22 protein-coding genes and 1 other RNA gene are annotated in these 20,035 nt (G+C 56.3%); 8 read left to right on the top strand and 15 right to left on the bottom strand.

Annotated elements, in window-relative coordinates:
* Nucleotides 1-4 precede the first annotated feature (4 nt).
* The gene (locus tag NQH49_RS17055) at nt 5-1,915 is read left to right on the top strand and encodes a BglG family transcription antiterminator (RefSeq protein ID WP_256697558.1); all 1,911 of its coding nucleotides are present in this window, start codon (nt 5-7) and stop codon (nt 1,913-1,915) included.
* A 191-nt stretch (nt 1,916-2,106) separates the two neighbouring features.
* Here NQH49_RS17055 and NQH49_RS17050 read toward each other — a convergent pair whose 3' ends face one another.
* The gene (locus NQH49_RS17050) at nt 2,107-3,006 is read right to left on the bottom strand and encodes a LysR family transcriptional regulator (RefSeq protein WP_008103540.1); all 900 of its coding nucleotides are present in this window, start codon (nt 3,004-3,006) and stop codon (nt 2,107-2,109) included.
* A 129-nt stretch (nt 3,007-3,135) separates the two neighbouring features.
* Between NQH49_RS17050 and NQH49_RS17045 the strand changes: the two genes are divergently transcribed.
* Nucleotides 3,136-3,837, top strand: a complete 702-nt coding sequence (locus NQH49_RS17045) for a pirin family protein (RefSeq protein ID WP_008103538.1) — start codon at nt 3,136-3,138, stop codon at nt 3,835-3,837.
* A 54-nt stretch (nt 3,838-3,891) separates the two neighbouring features.
* Here the strand turns inward: NQH49_RS17045 and dolP are convergent, their stop codons facing one another.
* The 4 genes from dolP to NQH49_RS17025 are packed head-to-tail and all read right to left on the bottom strand — an operon-like array spanning nt 3,892 to nt 7,452.
* Nucleotides 3,892-4,464: a division/outer membrane stress-associated lipid-binding lipoprotein gene (gene dolP, locus NQH49_RS17040; protein ID WP_008103536.1), complete on the bottom strand. Its 573-nt coding sequence runs from the start codon at nt 4,462-4,464 to the stop codon at nt 3,892-3,894.
* A gap of 14 nt (nt 4,465-4,478) precedes the next feature.
* On the bottom strand, nt 4,479-5,066 hold the full coding sequence (gene diaA / locus NQH49_RS17035) for a DnaA initiator-associating protein DiaA (protein WP_007890352.1): 588 nt from the start codon (nt 5,064-5,066) through the stop codon (nt 4,479-4,481).
* Between the two features lie 14 nt (nt 5,067-5,080).
* Nucleotides 5,081-5,476, bottom strand: a complete 396-nt coding sequence (locus NQH49_RS17030; protein WP_008103534.1) for a YraN family protein — start codon at nt 5,474-5,476, stop codon at nt 5,081-5,083.
* Entirely contained in the window at nt 5,434-7,452 is a 2,019-nt protein-coding gene (locus NQH49_RS17025) for a penicillin-binding protein activator (RefSeq protein ID WP_256697557.1), read from the bottom strand. Before NQH49_RS17025 ends, NQH49_RS17030 begins: the two co-directional genes overlap by 43 nt.
* A gap of 62 nt (nt 7,453-7,514) precedes the next feature.
* On the opposite strand from NQH49_RS17025, the gene rsmI reads away from it, so the two are divergent.
* The 4 genes from rsmI (at nt 7,515) to mdtI (ending at nt 9,977) form a co-directional block, all read left to right on the top strand.
* Nucleotides 7,515-8,378 (top strand): 16S rRNA (cytidine(1402)-2'-O)-methyltransferase, encoded by an 864-nt coding sequence (gene rsmI, locus NQH49_RS17020; RefSeq protein WP_008103529.1) that lies wholly within the window; start codon nt 7,515-7,517, stop codon nt 8,376-8,378.
* Between the two features lie 33 nt (nt 8,379-8,411).
* An RNA gene (rnpB, locus tag NQH49_RS17015) (RNase P RNA component class A) lies at nt 8,412-8,790 on the top strand.
* A gap of 520 nt (nt 8,791-9,310) precedes the next feature.
* Nucleotides 9,311-9,661, top strand: a complete 351-nt coding sequence (mdtJ, locus tag NQH49_RS17010; RefSeq protein ID WP_061720162.1) for a multidrug/spermidine efflux SMR transporter subunit MdtJ — start codon at nt 9,311-9,313, stop codon at nt 9,659-9,661.
* The gene (gene mdtI, locus NQH49_RS17005) at nt 9,648-9,977 is read left to right on the top strand and encodes a multidrug/spermidine efflux SMR transporter subunit MdtI (protein WP_061720161.1); all 330 of its coding nucleotides are present in this window, start codon (nt 9,648-9,650) and stop codon (nt 9,975-9,977) included. Before mdtJ ends, mdtI begins: the two co-directional genes overlap by 14 nt.
* A 33-nt stretch (nt 9,978-10,010) precedes the next feature.
* Here the strand turns inward: mdtI and NQH49_RS17000 are convergent, their stop codons facing one another.
* The 10 genes from NQH49_RS17000 to NQH49_RS16955 form a co-directional block, all read right to left on the bottom strand.
* Nucleotides 10,011-10,985, bottom strand: a complete 975-nt coding sequence (locus NQH49_RS17000; RefSeq protein ID WP_256697555.1) for a glutathione S-transferase family protein — start codon at nt 10,983-10,985, stop codon at nt 10,011-10,013.
* A gap of 80 nt (nt 10,986-11,065) precedes the next feature.
* Nucleotides 11,066-11,476 carry a DoxX family protein gene (locus NQH49_RS16995; RefSeq protein ID WP_008103518.1) on the bottom strand — a complete coding sequence of 137 codons (411 nt, stop codon included), beginning with the start codon at nt 11,474-11,476 and terminating at the stop codon, nt 11,066-11,068.
* 207 nt (nt 11,477-11,683) lie between these two features.
* Nucleotides 11,684-11,968, bottom strand: coding sequence for a YqjK-like family protein (locus NQH49_RS16990; RefSeq protein ID WP_256697554.1), 285 nt, complete (start codon nt 11,966-11,968; stop codon nt 11,684-11,686).
* Nucleotides 11,965-12,363, bottom strand: a complete 399-nt coding sequence (locus tag NQH49_RS16985) for a phage holin family protein (protein ID WP_192236531.1) — start codon at nt 12,361-12,363, stop codon at nt 11,965-11,967. Before NQH49_RS16985 ends, NQH49_RS16990 begins: the two co-directional genes overlap by 4 nt.
* Nucleotides 12,364-12,365: 2 nt before the next feature.
* Nucleotides 12,366-12,671: an ElaB/YgaM/YqjD family protein gene (locus NQH49_RS16980; RefSeq protein WP_007890363.1), complete on the bottom strand. Its 306-nt coding sequence runs from the start codon at nt 12,669-12,671 to the stop codon at nt 12,366-12,368.
* 35 nt (nt 12,672-12,706) lie between these two features.
* The gene (locus NQH49_RS16975; RefSeq protein WP_139221405.1) at nt 12,707-13,078 is read right to left on the bottom strand and encodes a DUF1090 domain-containing protein; all 372 of its coding nucleotides are present in this window, start codon (nt 13,076-13,078) and stop codon (nt 12,707-12,709) included.
* A 175-nt stretch (nt 13,079-13,253) separates the two neighbouring features.
* On the bottom strand, nt 13,254-13,622 hold the full coding sequence (gene mzrA / locus NQH49_RS16970; RefSeq protein ID WP_256697553.1) for an EnvZ/OmpR regulon moderator MzrA: 369 nt from the start codon (nt 13,620-13,622) through the stop codon (nt 13,254-13,256).
* Nucleotides 13,619-14,296, bottom strand: a complete 678-nt coding sequence (locus NQH49_RS16965) for a DedA family protein (RefSeq protein ID WP_008103505.1) — start codon at nt 14,294-14,296, stop codon at nt 13,619-13,621. The genes mzrA and NQH49_RS16965 overlap by 4 nt, the downstream gene beginning before the upstream one ends.
* 335 nt (nt 14,297-14,631) lie before the next feature.
* Nucleotides 14,632-15,405 (bottom strand): transcriptional regulator ExuR, encoded by a 774-nt coding sequence (gene exuR / locus NQH49_RS16960; RefSeq protein ID WP_008103503.1) that lies wholly within the window; start codon nt 15,403-15,405, stop codon nt 14,632-14,634.
* 88 nt (nt 15,406-15,493) lie between these two features.
* Nucleotides 15,494-16,795, bottom strand: coding sequence for an MFS transporter (locus tag NQH49_RS16955; protein ID WP_256697551.1), 1,302 nt, complete (start codon nt 16,793-16,795; stop codon nt 15,494-15,496).
* A 373-nt stretch (nt 16,796-17,168) separates the two neighbouring features.
* Here NQH49_RS16955 and uxaC point away from each other — a divergent pair, with 373 nt between their 5' ends.
* On the top strand, nt 17,169-18,584 hold the full coding sequence (uxaC, locus tag NQH49_RS16950; RefSeq protein WP_256697550.1) for a glucuronate isomerase: 1,416 nt from the start codon (nt 17,169-17,171) through the stop codon (nt 18,582-18,584).
* Nucleotides 18,585-18,586: 2 nt separating this feature from the next.
* Nucleotides 18,587-20,035 (top strand): tagaturonate reductase, encoded by a 1,449-nt coding sequence (locus NQH49_RS16945; RefSeq protein WP_256698454.1) that lies wholly within the window; start codon nt 18,587-18,589, stop codon nt 20,033-20,035.

Raw genomic sequence — 20,035 nt, 5'->3', positions numbered from 1 at the left:
CTCCGTGAGATTTCCCAATCAGCGTCTGACCCAGCTCTTCGCTGCGCTGCAAAATGAAACGCTGCCGCAGGATGAGCTGGCACGCCGCTTTTCCGTTTCAACGCGCACGGTGCGCACCGATATCACCGCGCTGAACGCGCTGCTGGAACAGTACGGCGCACAGTTTGTGCTGGCGCGCGGCGCGGGATATCAACTCAAAATTGACGATGCGGCGCGCTTTGGCCGCTTGCAGCAAGAGAGCGCCACGCCGCTGCGCGTGCCGCGTACCTCGCAGGAGCGCGTGCGCTATCTGCTGACGCGTTTTCTGACGGCGGCGTATTCGATCAAGCTGGAAGATCTGTCCGAAGAGTGGTTTGTCAGCCGCGCCACGCTGCAAAGCGATATGGCAGAAGTGCGCGAATGGTTGGGCCGCTATCACCTTAATATCGAAACCAAACCGCATTACGGCATGAAGCTGTTTGGCAGCGAGGCGGCGATCCGAACCTGCTTAACCGACCTGCTGTGGCAGATCGATCAGGAGACGCCGGACAGCCCGCTGCTGACGGTAGAAGCGCTGCACAGCGGCATTCTGGCGCAGCTCGAACCTTTGCTGCAACAGTGCTTCGCCCAGCACGCCATTCGCCTCAGCGATGAAGGCGATCGCTATCTGCAAATCTACTGCGCGGTGGCGGTACGACGCATCAGCGAAGGCTTCCCGCTCAACGATCCCGGCGCCGAAGATGTCAGCGATGAAGTGCGCGAGGCGGCGCACGACCTGATCAACCTGATGCGTCCGCTGGTCGGCAAACCGATTTCACAGGCGGAAGAGAACTGGCTGCGGGTCAACATCGCCGCGCGCCAGATTCAGGCGCTGGCACCCAGCACCATTAACGCCGACGACGCCGATGCGCTGGTCGATTACCTGCTGAACTACATCAACACCCATTACAACTATCGGCTGCAGCACGACGAACAGCTGCGCGCCGATCTGCTCACCCATATCAAAACCATGATCACGCGGGTGCGCTACCAAATTCACATCCCCAATCCGCTGTTAAGCAACATCAAGCAGCACTATCCAATGGCCTACGATGTGACGCTGGCGGCTGTTACCAGCTGGGGTAAATACACGCCTTACACCATCAGTGAGAACGAGATCGGCTTTCTGGTGCTGCACATCGGCGTCGGGCTGGAGAGGCATTATGACGTCGGTTATCAACGCCATCCGCAGGTGCTGCTGGTGTGCGACAGCGGCAACTCCACGCTGCGCATGATTGAGGCGCTGCTGCTGCGCAAATATCCGCAGCTAGTGGTCACGGCGCGACTGTCGCAGCGCGACTATGAACTGCGCGAGCATATTGATGAAGACTTTGTCATCTCCACCGCCCGATTGAGTGAGAAGAACAAGCCGATTGCGGTGATGTCGCCATTCCCAACCGAGTTCCAGCTGGAGCAGCTCGGCAAGCTGGTGCTGGTGGATCGCACGCGCCCTTACATGCTGGAGAAGTACTTCGACGCGCAGCACTTTATGGTGCTGGATAAGCCGATGGCGCAGTCGGATCTGTTCCGTCTGCTGTGCGATCAGTTGGAGAGCGAAGGTTTTGTCGATGCGGATTTTTATCCGTCGGTCGAGGAGCGTGAAGCAATTGTCAGCACCCTGCTCGGCGAAGGCATCGCGCTGCCACATTCACTTGGCTTGCTGGCGCAGAAAACCGTGGTCTACACGGTGCTGGCGCCGCACGGCGTTAGCTGGGGCGAGGAAACGGCGTCGGTGATTTTCCTGCTGGCGATCAGCAAGAGTGAATACGAAGAGGCGATGGCGATTTACGATCTGTTCGTCACCTTCCTGCGCGAAAGAGCGATGACGCGGCTGCGCGATTGCGCGGATTTTGTCAGTTTTAAAGCGGTGGCGATCGATTGTTTGAGTCGGTTGTAGGGTTTGTGCGCGCTGTCCCCCATCCCGGCCTTCCCCCGCTTGCGGGGGAAGGAGATGCTGCCACATGCCGCTTCATCACTGGCATGTGGCAGCATCTTCCTCCCAAATGCAGCTTCATCACTGACATGTGGCAGCATCTTCCTCCCCCATTTATGGGGGAGGACCGAGGTGGGGGACTGCGTGTGCACAATCTACCCGCGCTTCGCCAACAACCTCGGAATCTCACGCAAACACCAGGCTTTGGCTTCGCCCATACTGTCGCGGCGCCACGCCATAATAATATCCACTTCGCGCGTATACTCGGCGCTCACCACGCGTAAACGACCTTCAGCGATATCCTGCTCCACCATCGGATACGGCATGGTCGCCACACCCAAACCGGCCAACAGCGCGCGGCGTTTATCATCCATGCTGCTTACCGTCAGACGCTGCTGCTTATCCAGCAACTGCACCGTCAGCACCGGACGCTCGCGCGCGGTATCTGCCACCGCGATGCCGCGATACTTCACGCGTGTCACTTCTGATAGCGGCTCAGCTTCCTGATGAATTGGATGGTCCGGGCTGGCAACATAGACGCTCATAATGCTGTACAGCTTGCGGGTGTTGATTTCGGTGGAGGCGCGGAAGTGCATATCGGGCGCAATCACGATATCGGCACGACCCTGTTCCAGCCGCTCCCAGGCACCGGCTAACACTTCCGTGATCAGCGAAATCTGCGTATTGGCTTTTTCTGACAGCTTCTCAACCAGCGGGAACAAACGCTCGGTAGGAACCAGCGCCTCGGCAACAATGGTGAGATGCGTTTCCCAACCGCGCGCCAGCGCTTCGGCATCGGTGGTGAGTTTATCGGCGGCTTCCAGCAGCACGCGGCCACGCTCCAGCAGCATACGGCCCACGTTGGTGAACTTGGTGCGGTGGCCGGAGCGGTCAAACAGCACCACATCCAGCTCCTCTTCCAGCTTCTGCATGGTGTAACTCAGTGCGGAAGGGACGCGACCCAGTTCATCGGCCGCAGCGGCAAAGCTGCCACGACGGTCAATAGCATCCATCACACGTAAAGCTTCAAGGGTTAACGCGCGGTCTTTTGCCATGCCGATTCTCTGTCAGTAAATTTGAACATGCCAGGCAGATTAACTGGCTTACAATCCGGCGTCCAGACTTTTACCATGATCCCATCAAGCCTGCGGTCGAATCTCACCGCAGCGCGTCGGAGGATTATCATGATGACAACCCGCTGCGCGTCCGCATGTGGCCAGGCCGATTTCGGTTGGTTGCAGGCGCGCTACAGCTTCTCATTTGGCCACTATTTCGATCCAAAATTAATGGGCTACGCGTCACTGCGCGTGCTCAACCAGGAAATTCTGGCACCGGGCGCGGCGTTCCAGCCGCGCAGCTATCCGCAGGTCGATGTGCTGAATCTGGTGCTGCAAGGTGAAGCCGAGTATCGCGACAGCGAAGGCAATCATCTGGTGGCACGCGAAGGCGAGGCGATGCTGCTCTCTGCGCGTCAGGGCGTGAATTATAGCGAAATCAACATCAGCAAAGATCGCCCGTTAACCCGCATGCAGCTGTGGCTGGCCGCCTGCCCGGAGCGTGAAAATCCGCTGTTGCAGAAGCGCGATTTGCCGCAGCAAACCAGCGTGCTGATCGCCTCGCCCGATGGCGCGCAGGGCAGCTTGCAACTGCGCCAGCAGGTTTGGGTGCATCAGGTGACGTTAGCGCCGGGCGAGCAGTACACGGTGAAATTGCACGGGCCGCGCGCTTATCTGCAATCGATCCATGGTTCTTTGGATGTGCAGGCCAGCAGTGCCAATCAGCAGCCGCTGAGCTGCGGCGACGGCGCGTTCCTCAGCGATGAGAACCAGATTAGCCTGCAGGCCAGAACGCCGCTGCGCGCGCTGGTGATTGACCTTCCCGCCTAACCCTCACCCACAAAAAAGGGCGACCGAAGTCGCCCTGATACGTTGCGTTAACGCTTACTTGAGAATGGTGAAGGCCGTTGTCACGTGCTTCACACCGCTCACACGGCTGGCAACATCGGCCGCCGCTTTCGCTTCTTCTGCCGTGACCAGACCCAGTAAGAACACTTCTCCGTTTTCGGTGGTCACTTTGACGTTCGAGGATTTCACCTGATCGCTGCCAAGCAGCTGCGAGCGGATTTTGGTGGTGATCCAGGTATCGGATGACGAGGTGCCAAGGCTGACTTTCTGTCCGCTACGGATTTCGTTATACACCTCGGTGGCACCGTCAACGCCCATGGCGATCTGTTTGGCACGGCTCGCCAGATCTGGGGTTGGCGACTGGCCGGTCAGCAGCACTTTGCCCTGATAGGCGGTGACAACCACGCGCGCCTGGTTTTTGATTTGTTCATCTTTGGCCAGTGCGTTCGATACGCGCAGCTCCAGCGTGCCGTCATCGACCTGCGTGCCCACGGTGCGCGGGTCAGTGGCGGTTTTGGTGGCGACGGCAGCGCCGCCGGCAACCACGGCAACACAGCCTTGCAGCAGCATGGCGGTTAAGAGAATGGCGACAGCGTTCAATGCTTTCATTTGAGCTCCTTCAGTCATTCCTGGTGTGGGAATAAAGTGTTATCAATCAAATCGCACAGGCAGTTCAGCGTCAACATATGCATTTCCTGAATGCGCGCACTGCGATGTGATGGAATGCGAATTTCCACATCATGCGGACCGAGCAGGCCCGCCAGCTCACCGCCGTCGTGGCCGGTTAACGCAACGATGGTCATATCGCGGGTAACCGCAGCTTCAACCGCTTTGACGATATCGCGGGTGTTGCCACGGGTGGAAATGGCCAGCAGCACATCACCAGCCTGACCAAGCGCTCGAACCTGCTTGGCGTAAATTTCATCGTGCAGACGATCGTTACCAATCGCCGTCAGCATCACATTATCTGCGCTCAGCGCCAGCGCAGGCAGGCTAGGGCGCTCCGTCTCGAAACGGTTAATCATGCTGGCGGCAAAATGCTGGGCATTCGCCGACGACGCACCGTTACCGCAGCTAAGGATTTTGTTACCGTTCAGCAGCGACTGCACCAGCGTCATCGCGGCGCGGGAAATCGCATCGGGCAGCGCTTCGGCAGCAGCGATTTGGGTCTGAATACTCTCGGTAAAACACGCTTTAATTCTGTCCTGCACAAGACCACCTGGTTCTATCCATCGGCATTAAAGGCATCGGGCAGCCACTCCAGCTCACGCCCGGTAATGGCAATGATGTCAAAACGGCAATTCACCGTATCAAAACTGCCGCCACGCGCCAGCAACCAGAGTGCGGCGGCACGCAGCAGCTTTTGTTGTTTCTGGCGCGTTACGCTGGCGGCGGCACCGCCGTAGCGCGCATCGCGTCGATAGCGCACTTCAACAAATACCCAGCAGTCGGCGTCGCGCATAATCAGGTCAATTTCCCCGCTGCGACAGCGTACATTGCTGGCGAACCACTGCAGCCCGGCGCGCTCCAGATAGCGACGCGCCAGTTGTTCCTGCTCAGCGCCAATGCGCTGGCGGTTTACTGCACCGGAACGATCTGTCCCTGACGATACTGGTTCCATGCCAACTTCCTGTTGATCACGCAATCCGTGTCGGCGTTCAGCTTGCCGGTGTTGCCATCAATGGCAAAGCCTGGCACCTGACGCATCTGGTTAAAGTGATTCGCCAGCGTCCAGGCATCAATGCCCATCGCGTAGAGGCGAACCAGCGAATAATCGTTGTTAAACGACTTCGCCGCCTGCTGCATCAGGCCCGGATTGCTACCGGACAACAGCGGGATATCGCTGAACTGCAGGCCATCCATCTCCAGACGGAAGTCCGGACCTGCGCCCGCCTGCGCACTGCGTGAACTGGCGTACAGCGCGGTGTTGTTGCGGCTGCTGGTACGCATCGCAATCATCGGCTTGATCAGCTGCAGCTCATCCTGGCTGGCGACGATATACACCGCATCCACGCTAGCGCTGCTGGCATCGGTCGTTGGTGCCGGTGCGCTGGTTTGCGGCGCAGGAATCGTCAGGCCCGCAATCGCCACGCTCTGCGATTGCGCAGGCTCAACGTTCAGCGGCGTGCCGCTTAACGCGATACCGGCACCGCTGTTGATGCCTTGCTTCAGTTCGCCAACGCCGCCAAAACGCTGCTGCAGTACGGTTGAACCACCCAGCGTTTGCCACTCTTGCGCGAACGCTTTGCTGATACGGTCGCCATAACTGCTGCGCGGCACCAGCAACAATGGCTGACGTTTGCCTTGCTCGTAGATATGGTGCGCGGCATCGCGCGCTTCGTCTTCAGGAGAAAGCGCAAAGTAACAAATATTCGGATGGTTCTGGATCTGTTCGGGTTCGTTCAGCGCCAGCACGTTTAGCGGAGTGTTGCTATTAACGACGGTTTCAACGTCATTTTTTAGGAGCGGGCCGACCACCAGCGTGGCGCCATCTTGCTGAGCCTGCTGCATCACCTGCGCAATCGGCTGACTGCTGGTGTCATACACTTTTACCTGCGCATTGCTGTTGCCCTGTGCCGCGGCCGGTTGTGCGGCTGGCTGTGGCTGCTCGGTTTGCGGTGGTGTGTTACCGGCAACGGCGGGGCTGACAACGCTATTGGCGTCGGCTGGCGGCTGTACGCTGGCATCGGCTGCAGCAGGCGCTGACGCGGCTTGCGGTGCCGGCGCGTTGAGCACGCCATTGCGCGCATCGTTGAAACCTTTTTGAATCGCGTTAGCAAACACCTGCGCCTGGCCGTTGAGCGGCAGCAGCAGCGCGATGGTGCTGGTCGACGCTTTAGTGAAGTTTTGCACCTGGCTGAGCTGCGTTGGCAGCGTCTTCGCGCCTGGGTTCTGCGGATAGCGCGTCTGCCAGTCCTGAATCGCCGCTTTCAGCATTTGTGGATCCTGGCTGTTTGCACGCCAGGTATTCAGCAGATCCAACCAGCCTTGCAGCGTATTTTCGTCAGCATTGATCACCAGACTGTTGATCTGATCCTGCGTCATCTGCGTCAGCGCTTGCCAGGTTGCATCGATATTGCTTTGGTGATCGGCGCCTTTCAGCAGCGGCTCCTGCGCAATATAGGCACGCAGCAGTGGGAGTGAAGGGCGATTCTGCGCCGCTGCGATTTGCAACGCGTAGTAGCGCACCTGCTGATCCTGCGACAGGTCACCGACTTTCACCTGACCAAGCTGTTGTTGTGCACCGCTGTAATTCTGCTGACCAATCTGCATCTGCGCGCGCAGCAGCAGCAGTTCTTGCTGTTGCACATCGCTTAACTGCTGCGGCAGCTGATCAAGCTGATTCGCCGCTTGCGGATACTTTCCTTCCTTCAACAGGGCACGGATGGCAAGTAATTGCCAGTCGGTCTTGCTATCATCGCTGCTTTGCTGCACCTGTTGCAGATAATAGTCAGACCGGCCAGTCGCAGGACCCTGAATATTGACGTTAGAGGTTTGTTGCGGTCCCTGACCACTACAGGCGGCTAAAATCAGCCCAGCGAGAAGAACAGGTACTAAGCGTCCTGCTTTATGACGTACGACTTTTGAAGGAAGCATACTGTATCCAGTGATGTTTTTTTCAAGATGCTCAATATTAAATCGGCAATTCGGATGAAACAATGAAACAACTCGATCGGGCAGAGATTTCTGCCAGCACGCTCTATATCGTTCCTACCCCGATCGGTAACCTGGGTGATATCACTCAACGAGCGTTGACGGTGCTCTCAAGCGTCGATCTAGTCGCAGCGGAAGATACACGTCATACCGGGCTGTTGCTACAACATTTCGCCATCAATGCGCGACTCTTCGCACTTCACGACCACAACGAACAGCAGAAAGCTGAGGTGCTGTTAGCCAAGCTGCAAGAGGGCCAGAGCATCGCGCTGGTCTCCGATGCTGGCACGCCGTTAATCAACGATCCGGGCTACCATTTGGTGCGTCGCTGCCGTGAAGCGGGCGTGCGCGTGGTGCCGTTGCCAGGCGCTTGCGCGGCGATTACAGCATTAAGCGCGGCGGGGTTACCGTCCGATCGTTTCTGTTACGAAGGGTTTCTACCGGCCAAAAGCAAAGGACGTTGCGATGTGCTGCGTGCGCTGGGTGAAGAGCCGCGTACGCTGATTTTCTATGAATCGACTCATCGCCTGATCGATAGCCTGCAAGATATGGTCAGCGTTTGGGGGGCCGAGCGCTACGTGGTGCTGGCGCGTGAGATCACCAAAACGTGGGAATCTATTCAGGGCGCACCGGTAGGAGAGTTGCTGGCGTGGGTGCTGGAAGATGAAAACCGTCGCAAAGGCGAAATGGTGCTGATTGTTGAAGGCCATAAAGCCGATGAAGAAGCGTTGCCAGCGGAGGCGCTGCGTACGTTGGCATTGCTGCAAAAAGAGCTGCCATTGAAGAAAGCCGCTGCGCTGACGGCGGAAATTCATGGTGTGAAGAAGAACGCGCTTTATAAGTACGCGCTGGAGCAGCAAGAGGCGTGACAAACGCTGCCAGATCGCCTATTATCCCGCGCCGAAGCTGACTAGACAGTCGCCGCTTTGTCGTCGTCCTCTTTCGGGGGGAGACGGGCAAAGGGGAGGAAAGTCCGGGCTCCATAGGGCAGGGTGCCAGGTAACGCCTGGGGGGCGCAAGCCTACGACCAGTGCAACAGAGAGCAAACCGCCGATGGCCCAGTAATGGGATCAGGTAAGGGTGAAAGGGTGCGGTAAGAGCGCACCGCGCGGCTGGCAACAGTTCGTGGCACGGTAAACTCCACCCGGAGCAAGGCCAAATAGGGGTTCACAAGGTACGGCCCGTACTGAACCCGGGTAGGCTGCTTGAGCCAGTGAGCGATTGCTGGCCTAGATGAATGACTGTCCACGACAGAACCCGGCTTATCGGTCAGTTTCGACTTTTTTAAACACAAAACCCGCTTCGGCGGGTTTTGTGTTTTCTGGGGTTAGGTGCGCGCTGGCCCTCATCCTAACCTTCTCCCGCAGGCGGGAGAAGGGACCGATCGAGCGATACGCCAAATCGCAGCGGACTGTTCCCTCTCCCTCTGGGAGAGGGCTAGGGTGAGGGCATCAACCCGCACATAATTAATTAAACTCTCCCACGTAAAGAAATGAAAATCCCTGAAAACATTATTGCCGCTATGCCAGAATAAGCGCGTGTTTAACTACTGAGGACAAATTTAATCCACACTGACGAGAAGCAACAACGTGGATAAGTTGTAATTTTATGGACAAAATTTTTGCGCCAAATAAGGCTTCACTCTCTTCCTTCCTTTCTGTATCAAACTGCTCAATCTGCGATCAGCACTGGCGTTTCGCGCTTTAGTTCCGTTCTCTCCTATTCTGACTTTTTAATTTAACTTTGCTAACACGCTTATTTTCGCGTGTGTGGCGTTTATTTCTCGTTCAGGAGAGAAATCATGCTGTATTGGATTTTATTAGCGCTGGCGATCGCCGCGGAAATTATTGGTACCGTCTCAATGAAATGGGCCAGCGTAAACGGTGGCAACGCCGGCTATATTTTTATGCTGGTGATGATCGCGCTGTCTTATATTTGTTTATCCTTCGCCATCAAGCGGATTGCCCTTGGCGTGGCGTATGCCATGTGGGAAGGCATTGGCATTCTGTTTATTACGCTGTTTAGCGTGCTGTTGTTCGATGAAGCCTTATCCGCCGTTAAAGTCGCCGGCCTGCTGACACTGATCCTCGGCATTGTGCTGATCAAATCAGGCACGTTGAGCCGCAAGGAGCTGCGCCATGGCAACGTTTAACTGGCTACATATCGCGTGGCTGGCGCTGGCCATTGGCCTGGAGATTGTCGCCAATATCTTCCTGAAATACTCCAACGGTTTCCGCCGCCCATTGTTTGGCGTGTTATCGCTGGTGGCGGTGCTGGCAGCTTTCAGCGCGCTGGCGCAGGCGGTGAAAGGCATTGATTTAACGGTAGCCTACGCATTGTGGGGTGGGCTGGGATTGGTTGCCACCGTGGCGGCGGGCTGGATTCTGTTTGGTCAGCGGTTGAGTCGGGTTGGCTGGCTGGGCGTGGGATTGTTGTTGCTCGGTATGGTGCTGATTAAGTTCGCCTAAGGTTCCCTCTCCACTTGGGAGAGGGTAGGAGCATCAACCCCGGCCGTGTGGCTCATCCCAGTCAAAGGCTGGGCCCAGCGAGACAACGCCGCTTGGGTTGATGGTTTTGTGGCTGCAATAGTAGTGATGACGGATGTGCGGCAAATTGACCGTGTCGGCGATGCCTGGCATTTGATAGATGTCGCGCAGGAAGCCGTTCAGATTGCGGTAATCACTGATGCGGTGACGATCGCACTTGAAGTGGGTGACGTAGACCGGATCGAAGCGCACCAGCGTGGTCCACAAGCGTAAATCCGCTTCGGTCAGTTGGTCGCCTGTGAGATAACGGTGTTGGCCGAGAATCTGTTCGAGACGCGCTAACGAATGGAACAGCGCCGTTACCGATTCATCGTACGCCGCCTGCGAAGTGGCAAAACCGCTTTTATATACGCCATTGTTGACCGTGTCGTACACCCAGCTGTTCACTTCATCAATTTTGTCGCGCAGCGCCGCCGGATAATAGTCACCCGCACGGGCACCTTGCGCATCGAACGCGCTGTTAAGCATGCGCATGATGTCGGCGGATTCATTGCTGACGATGGTTTGCTGGGTTTTATCCCACAGCACCGGCACGGTCACGCGGCCGGAATAGTGCGCATCAGCGTGCAGATAGATCTGATAAAGAAACTCTTTTTGATACAGCGCGTCGCCGGTGGCGTCAGGGAAACTGGCGTCAAAGGTCCAGCCGTTCTCCAGCATCAGCGGATGCACCACCGAAACCGACATCATCTCTTCCAATCCCTTGAGCTTAAGCATCAACAGCGTGCGATGCGCCCACGGGCAGGCAAGCGAGACGTAAAGATGATAGCGATCACGCTCAGCAGCGAAGCCCGCTTTGCCGGTTGGACCGGCGCTGCCATCGGCGGTAACCCAGTTGCGCCAGACGGCTTCTGTGCGTTTGAAGCGGCCACCGGTTGACTTCGTATCGTACCAGGTGTCGTGCCAGACACCGTCAATCAGCTGTCCCATAAGCCCTCCATAATAAAAAGGGGCGAGGAAAATCCCCGCCCCTGATATTCAGTATATGTGTTCTCTACCGCTTGTGCTGCTTAGCGTGCGGTCGCTGGCTGAACGCGCTGACGAATCAGACGATCAATGCTGTAAGCGCCTGGACCTACCAGACCCAACACCAGGAAGCCACCGGCGATGGAGAGGTTTTTCATGAACATCAGCTGGTTAACACCTTCCGCGAAGTTGCTGTGAAACAGGAACGCGGTCAGCAGAGTAAAGCCAGCGGTGAACAGGGCGGTAAAGCGCGTCAGGAAACCGAACAGAATCGCCAGGCCGCCACCGAACTCCAGCAGAATAACCAGCGGCAGCAGGAAGCCTGGGACGCCCATCGCCTGCATGTATTGTGCGGTACCGGCGTAGCCAGTGATTTTGCCCCAGCCTGCGGTGATAAACAGAATGGTCATTAATACGCGTGCTACCAGCAGGCCTGAGTCTTCGAATTTTTTCATCATCTACTCCAACAAGGTTTTTGTTGCAGGTTGTTGGCCTGCGGGTTTTGAATCCCCTTGAACCGGTTGTTTCAGTTCAGTGGGCTGATGGAGGGAGATGATAATCGCAGGTTGAAAGAGTTGTAAGCGAGATAAACTGTCAATGTTATTCAGTAAATTTGAGGAGGGCGAAACCGAATCGACTAGATCCGGTTTTAGAGAGAGGAATTAGCGAGTATTCAGGGTTGATTTGATCATGCGCCAGGTGCTCCAGACGCCGAAACCACGTTTGGCCCAGCGCAGCAGGCGATTGGGGCTGCGAATCGACCAGATGGCCAATGCACTGCTGCCAATCGCCAGATAACGACGCATGCCAATGATGGTTAACCAGCCGCGATCGTATTGCGCGGTGCTGATCAGCCAGTCGCGGCTGTCGGCGCTGAGATCAAGCCGCTGCTGCTGCACCTGATTGAGCAATTCGTGAATGCGTGCTTCACGTTCGCGGCGGCTCATGAGCGATGCTCCTCCAGCAGTTTGCGATCGGTGTCCAGTTCTTTACGCGTATGGCGCAACAACGTTGACTGGCGCGATTTGTACAATGTCCACAAACCAAAGATCAGCGCCAGAGCAAATAGCACCGCTGTTGTAATGGCAATCGCCATTAGGCGATATTGTGCATCCACCGCCCAGATGATCAATACCATCAGGCTCATCAGACCGAAAGCGGTAAACAGCATGGTAAGGCCCACCATCATCAGCATCTGAATCAGGTTAGCCTTTTCCTCTTCCAGTTCCACAATCGCCAGTCGGACGCGCGTCTCAACCATGCTAACCAGCGTGGTAACGACCCGTTGACCGATGTTAAAGACCCCTTTGCCGGGGCCGTGGCTTTGCTGACTATCACTCATCATTAACGCCGTGAAATTAAAATGCCGATGAGAATACCTACCGCTGCACCAATACCTACGCCGTGCCACGGATTATCGCGTACGTATTCGTCGGCTTTTTCCGCCGCTTCACGCGTGGTTTGTGCAATGCGTTCGCCGGAATCGCCGAGACGTTCACGGGAGCTTTCAATAGCACCGCGCGCTTTATGACGCAACTTATCCAGCTCGCCTTTGGATTTATCTGCTGAGCTGCTCAGCACTTCTTCCAGAGTATCAGCCAGATTTTTCAATTCAGCGCGCAGATGTTCAGATGTTGTTTCTTTAGCCATGGAAATCTCCTTTTACAGCATTTAGTTAAGTCCGATTAGTAAGGTTCAGCTTCAAGCTTTTTCAGTTCGTGCTGCGCCTCTTCCAGCTTACGTTCGCGCTTCTCAATTTTGTCCTTGTCGCCATCCTGACGCTCTTCTTTCAGCTCACGCTCACGTTCGGCGATTTTGTGCTTCTGATCAGCGATACGTTCACTGTGTGCGGATTTCAGCTTCTCATCGGTGCAGCCTGCGCGGACTTCGGTCAATGCGCGCTCCAGCCCGGTAACGCGGCGCTGGTTGTCGTGCTGTTTCGCCATATCGATCTCGCGCTGAATGTCCTGCTCTTTTTGTTGGCAGAGCGATTCAGCCGCCAGCAGCGAACCCGAGAGTGAAAAAAGAATAGCACCTAGCAGTAATTGATGTTTCATCAGGTTGTGACCTTCCATTGTTGATGACCTGTCTGAGAGTAGACAAGAGAGGCTTCCCAGCATGTCTTAGGCTTACGCTATCTCTAAGGATAGACAGCAGACGAAAAAATTCAAAGAAGACGCGGGGATAGCGGGGGATTAGCTCACCGCCTGACTTGACGTCAGGCGGTGAAATTTAGCTAAAAGTTGGGCGACTGGCGTCAGGATATTGCTGCGAGGCCTGCGGGCCAGCGGCAACAACAAAGCCTTGTGGCAACAGGCGCTTCAACACTTTCTGCGCCGCCAGGCTCTGTTCTTCATTCTCAAAATGAATCACCAGCGCATCGCCTGAAGGCGTAATACTTTTGATACGCACGCCCTGCGCGGAAAGTTGCTGATAGAGATAAAAACCATCGGGCAGATTGGTGCCGCTGTTGGCGACACGAATCTGCACCACGGTTTCATGCTGCATCAGGGTCGGAACGAAACAGATCGCCAGCAGCGCCAACGCGCCACCCAGCGCCCAAGGCAGGAAACGCCTTGGGAATCCACGGAATTTGATCATGACTGTGAATTCCCGTTACGCGTCGACTGACGTTTGCGCCAAATCACCACTAAAGAACCGACCAGACCAATCACCAGCAGCACCAGCGGCAGCAGCATCAGGCACAACATCAGTTCATCTTCGTAACGACGGAAAATCGGAGTTTTGCCCAGCGCGAAGCCCAGCACGGTAAGGATCAGCACCCACAGGAAGCCACTTACCCAGTTGAAGAACTGAAAGCGCGCATTACTCAGGCCAGAAAGCCCGGCGATGGTCGGGAGCAAGGTGCGGACGAAGGCAATAAAGCGACCCACCAGCAATGCAGACAAGCCATGGCGATGGAACAGTCGGTGGGCGCGTTGATGATATTGTGCAGGCAGGTGCGATAACCATTTTTGCACGGTAGGCGTATTACCGAGCCAGCGACCCTGAATGTAGCTTACCCAGCAGCCAAGGCTGGCACCGGTGGTCAGAATCAGCAGTGTCAGCGGGAAACCCATGGTGCCTTTAGCAATCAGCACACCCACCAGAATCAGTAAACTATCGCCGGGCAAAAACGCGGCGGGCAGCAGTCCATTTTCCAGAAACAGAATCATAAACAGCACGCCATAAATGGCCCAAACCAGCGTCGGGTCGGAGAGCATTTCGTAATCCTGCTGCCATAAGGCATGCAGCAATGCTTGCAAAATATCCATCAATCATTCCTGAACATCATTGTTAAACGTGCCCGTGAGGGGCTAAGGCGCAGACTGGCGTTGGTTATACATTTTAGATAAGCAGCCTGAGCAGGAGTTTCCGGATCCTTCCAGAATTGATTGTTAAATCAGCGACTTTATAAAAGCCCTGTCGCAAAGGGTAATAAAAGGGCGATAACTGTAACAAAAATAACGTTATCCAGACAGGGGAAAGTGCCTGCCGCACAGGAGTTTTACCTTTAGACGCAGGTGGTCCAAAGGAGCTTTACATGAGCTGACACTATTGCAGACTAACTGACTTTTTCGGCAACAAAACGGCTGAAAAATAAGCAGGATTAGCGTGGATTTTCGCTACCTTCAGGCAGGATGACCGGATTTTCAGCAAACATGTAACGGTCGACGTTAAACTCAAAATCGTCGGTGGTGGCGTTGAACAGCATCTGCTTAGTGTTTTCCAGATGTTGCCACATTGCTAGCTTACTGGCGGCGGGATCCTTGCGGATTAGAGCTTTGAGGATCTGGTCGTGATCGTCACACCAGCTAGTGATATTTTTGGCATCAATGTGTTCGTGCAGCTTTAGCCAGTAAGGATTGTGCAGACGATGTAGCCACATCTTCTCGACAATCGCCGCTAAAGCGCTGTTCTGCGTTGATTGCGCGATGCGCACGTGAAATTCCATATCCCACGCAGAATCGCGCGAATGATCTTCCTGACGCGCTTTCTCCTGAATCGCCATTAATGCCACGATGTCCTGACGCGTTACCTGCGTGGCGGCAAATTCAGCCACGTTGCTTTCAATCAGCTGGCGCGCCTGTAATAACTCGAAGGGGCCGAAATTGGCAAACTCCAGCTGGCTGGACGTCACCACGCGGTTCTGCTGCTGGCTGCTGATGACGTGAATGCCGGAACCTTTCCGCACCTCCACGTAACCTTCCACTTCCAGCATGATGATCGCTTCACGCACCACGGTACGGCTCACCTGCATCTCTTCCGCAATCAGACGTTCAGCAGGCAGCTTGTCGCCAACCCGGTAATCGGCGGCTTCAATGCGGCGTTTGAGTTCGCTGGCGAGCTGTTGATAGAGGCGTCGTGATTCGGTCAGGTCCATTGCGCGGTCCGCTGTGGGAGAAAGTTGAGTTGTTATACCACTTCAGCCGCACAGAGGAAATGGGCTGGCCGATGCCAGCCCGATGAGCTTAGGTGCGTACCGCAGCGGACTGCACCGCTGACCGATCGTCGAGTTCAGAAACCGGCTGGTTTTTCAGGACCGTCCAGATAACCACCGCGCCTAACAGATCAAACACCGCCAGCGCCGCGAACAGCGGGCTGAAGCCCAGCGTATCCGCCAGCGCACCAACCACCAACGCAAACATGGTGCTCGCCGTCCAGGCCGCCATGCCGGTTAAGCCATTGGCGGTAGCCACTTCGTTACGGCCAAACACATCCGAAGAGAGTGTGATCAGCGCGCCAGAAAGCGCCTGATGGGCAAACCCGCCGACGCACAGCAGCCCAATCGCGACATACGGACTGGTGAACAAACCGATGGTGCCTGGCGCAATCATCAAAACCGCGCCCATGGTGACCACCAGTTTGCGCGAGACGATAAGATTGACGCCAAACCAGCGCTGGAACAGCGGCGGCAAGTAGCCACCGACAATACAGCCGAGATCGGCGAACAGCATCGGCATCCAGGCAAACATGGCGATCTCTTTCAGGTTGAAGCCGTATACCTTGAACATAAACAGCGGAATCCACGCGTTGAAGGTTCCCCACGCCGGTTCGGCGAGGAAACGCGGCAGCGCAATGCCCCAGAACTGACGATTGCGCAGGATCTGGCGCGCCGACATCTTCTTGTTATTACCGGTTTGATGCTGCAGTTCCTGGCCGGCAATGATGTAGTGACGCTCCTCATCACTCAGCTTGGTTTGCTGTTTGGGATGTTTGTAAAACACCAGCCAGCAGATGGCCCACACCATGCTCAGCACGCCGGTAATAATGAACGCCATTTGCCAGCTGTGCGCCACGATCGCCCACACCACCAGCGGCGGGGCCAGCATCGCGCCAATCGACGATCCTACATTGAAATAGCCCACCGCCACCGAACGCTCTTTGGCGGGGAACCATTCGCTACTGGCTTTCAGGCCTGCCGGAATCATCGCTGCTTCGGCGGCGCCAACCGCACCGCGCGCCAGCGCAAAGCCGCCCCAGCTGCCCGCCATCGCGGTTGCGGCACAGAAGATCGCCCACAGCACGGCAAACACCGCATAACCGATTTTGGTGCCGAGCATGTCCAGCACATAACCGGCCACCGGCTGCATGATGGTGTAGCACGCCGAGTAGGCGGCGACGATATAGGAATATTGTTGCGTGGTGATACCCAACTGCGTTTCCAGCGTGGGCGCCGCAACGGCAATGGTGTTGCGCGTCAGGTAGCCGAGCACCGTGCCCAGCGTCACCAGCCCAATCATGTACCAGCGTAGCCCTTTGATCTTACGCATTATTAACCTCGTCCAGTCTGTCGTTGCGGTTTTACCGCTGTAGTTATCTGGAGCGGGAAGATGTGAACAGTGCTGATCACTCCCGCAGTTCCTTGCCTGTGCCATTAATCCCGTTAGCAACGGAGCGAGAGGTTAACTTGTTATACAGCTTCAAAAGTTGAATGCCATCACATAAACCTTGCGGCTCATGTGTGTAAGGACGAAAGATCGTTAAAACAGCAATTTAGCGCAATATCCGCAACAGAATCGTCCATATACCCACAGTGAAACTGTCATTATTGTGAGTCGGATCGCAAACAATTTTGTCGTTCGTCTAAATTGGTATGATAACTTTTAGTTAAAAGCCACCTGGCTACAAAATGAGGAAGCAGGTATGTCGCGTTTTATGAGTGAGGATTTTCTACTCGACACCGAGTTCGCCCGTCGTCTGTACCATGACTACGCCAAAGACCAGCCGATTTTCGACTATCACTGTCACTTGCCGCCGCAGCAGATTGCCGATAATTACCGCTTCACCAACCTCTATGACATCTGGCTGAAAGGCGATCACTACAAATGGCGTGCGATGCGCGCTAACGGCGTGCCGGAAGCGTTGTGTACTGGCGATGCCAGCGACCGTGAGAAATTTAATGCCTGGGCGCGCACCGTGCCGCATACCATCGGCAATCCGCTCTATCACTGGACGCACCTCGAATTACGCCGACCTTTTGGCATTACCGATGTGCTGTTGAACGAACAGAGCGCGGAACGTATCTGGCAGCAGTGCAATGAACTGCTGGCGCAGGACGCCTTCAGCGCGCGCGGCATCATGCAGCAGATGAAGGTGAAAATGGTCGGCACCACCGACGATCCGCTCGACGACTTGCAGCATCACCGTAAGCTGGCGCAGGACAGCAGCTTTGACGTCAAAGTGCTGCCGAGCTGGCGTCCGGACAAGGCCTTCAACATTGAGCTGGAGAGCTTCCTGCCATGGATTCAGCGCTTAGAGCAGGTGGCGGATGTCAGCGTGCTGCGCTTTGACGATCTGCGTCGCGCCTTAAGCCAGCAACTCGATCACTTCGCTGCGCATGGCTGCAAAATCTCTGATCACGCGTTGGATGTGGTGCTGTTTGCGGAAGCGGATGACGCCACGCTCGACGGCATTCTGGCGCGTCGACTGCAAGGCGCAGCGCCTTCCGCCGAAGAGACGGCTCAATTCAAAACCGCCGTGCTGGTGTGGCTCGGCAGCGAATATGCGCGCCGTGGCTGGGCGCAGCAATATCACATTGGTGCGCTGCGCAACGCCAATCGTCGCCAGTTTGATATCCTCGGCCCGGATGTTGGCTTCGATTCGATTAATGATGCGCCGCTGGCGATTCCGCTGGCGCGCCTGTTGGATGCGCAGAACCGCAACAACGCGCTGCCAAAAACCATCCTTTACTGCCTCAACCCGCGCGATAACGAAGTGCTGGCAACTATGGCGGGCAATTTCCAGGGTGAAGGCGAACCGGGCAAGATGCAATTTGGCTCGGCGTGGTGGTTCAACGATCAATTGGATGGCATGCAGCGCCAGATGACACAGCTGGCGCAAATCGGCCTGCTGAGCCGCTTTGTCGGCATGCTGACCGACAGCCGCAGCTTCCTCTCCTACACGCGCCACGAATATTTCCGTCGTCTGTTGTGCCAGATGATCGGCAACTGGGTTGAGCGGGGCGAAGCGCCTGCCGACGAAGCGTTGTTAGGGCAGATGGTACAGAACATCAGTTTCAACAATGCGCGCGATTACTTCGGCATTGAGCTGGGAGCCTGATGATGCAGCGACTCAACCGGCACGACTTTCCCGGCGCGCACTATAGCGAACGGGTTATCCAGTTTGGTGAAGGCAATTTCCTGCGCGCCTTCATCGACTGGCAGCTCGACTGGCTCAATCAGCATCAAGACACTGATGCGGGCGTGGTGGTGGTGCGGCCACGCAATCGCGTGGTGGAAGAGACACTCAATCAGCAAGATGGCTTGTACACCACGCTGATTCGCGGGCTAAACACGGCGGGCGAGCAGGTGAGTGAACCCCGCCTGATCCGCAGCGTGAATCGTGAAATCCAGCCGTATCAACAGGTTGACGAATTTCTCGCGCTGGCACGCGCGCCACAAATGCGTTTTGTCTTCTCCAATACCACGGAAGCGGGCATTGCCTTCGCAGAGCAGGATCGGCTGGACGATACGCCCGCCTCGTCCTTCCCCGGCAAGCTGACGCAGCTGCTGTGGGCGCGCTTCAATTATTTTGCCGGCGCCAGTGATAAAGGCTGGCTGGTGGTGCCCTGTGAACTGATCGATTACAACGGCGACACGCTGCGTGAGCTGGTGCTGCGCTACAGCCAGCATTGGCAGCTGCCGCCGGCGTTTGCCCGCTGGGTACAGGATCACTGCGCGTTCTACAACACGCTGGTGGATCGTATTGTCACCGGTTATCCGGCGGATAGCGCGGCGATCGAAGCTTCACTGGGCTACGAAGATCGTTATCTGGTGGCGGGCGAAGTCTATTACCAGTTTGTGATTCAGGGGCCGGACGCACTGGCGCAGGAGCTGCAGCTGCACGCGCTGGCGCCAGAAGTGAAGCTGGTGGACGACATCACGCCGTACAAAGCGCAAAAGGTAGCGATCCTCAACGGCGCACACACCGCGCTGGTGCCGGTGGCGTTTCAGGCCGGGCTGGAGAGCGTGGGAGAAGCGATGGATGATGCGCAGATGGCCGGTTTTGTCGACGCGCTGCTGCGCGACGAGGTGATCCCCACGCTGGATCTGCCGCGCGATGAGCTGCACGCCTTTGCCGACGCGGTGCAGCGTCGCTTCCGCAATCCCTTTATTCGCCATGCGTTGCTCTCTATTGCCCTTAACGGCATGACCAAATTCCGCACCCGTTTGCTGCCGCAACTGCTGTTGTCGCAGCAGCAAAATGGGCAATGGCCGGTGCGCCTGACCTTCGCCTTTGCCGCACTGCTGGCTTTTTATCGCGGTGCAGAGGGTGAACGTCACTGGCCGCTGCAGGACGACGAACACTGGCTGCAGCGTTTTGCTGAACTGTGGCCAGCGGTAAATAACGATCAACAGACTCCAGAACAGTTGGTGCGCGCGGTACTCAGCGATGCCAATCACTGGGGCGAAGATCTCACGCAGCGGCCCGGATTAGTCGCTGCGGTCAGCCAGCACCTGCAAAACATCATCGTCCACGGGATGCGGACGGCGTTGACACAACTGAGATAA

It is taken from the genome of Pantoea trifolii, assembly GCF_024506435.1.
Lineage (GTDB): Bacteria > Pseudomonadota > Gammaproteobacteria > Enterobacterales > Enterobacteriaceae > Pantoea > Pantoea trifolii.
The sequence above is the reverse complement of the archived record's forward strand: the minus strand, read 5'-3'. Positions and strand labels throughout refer to the sequence as shown.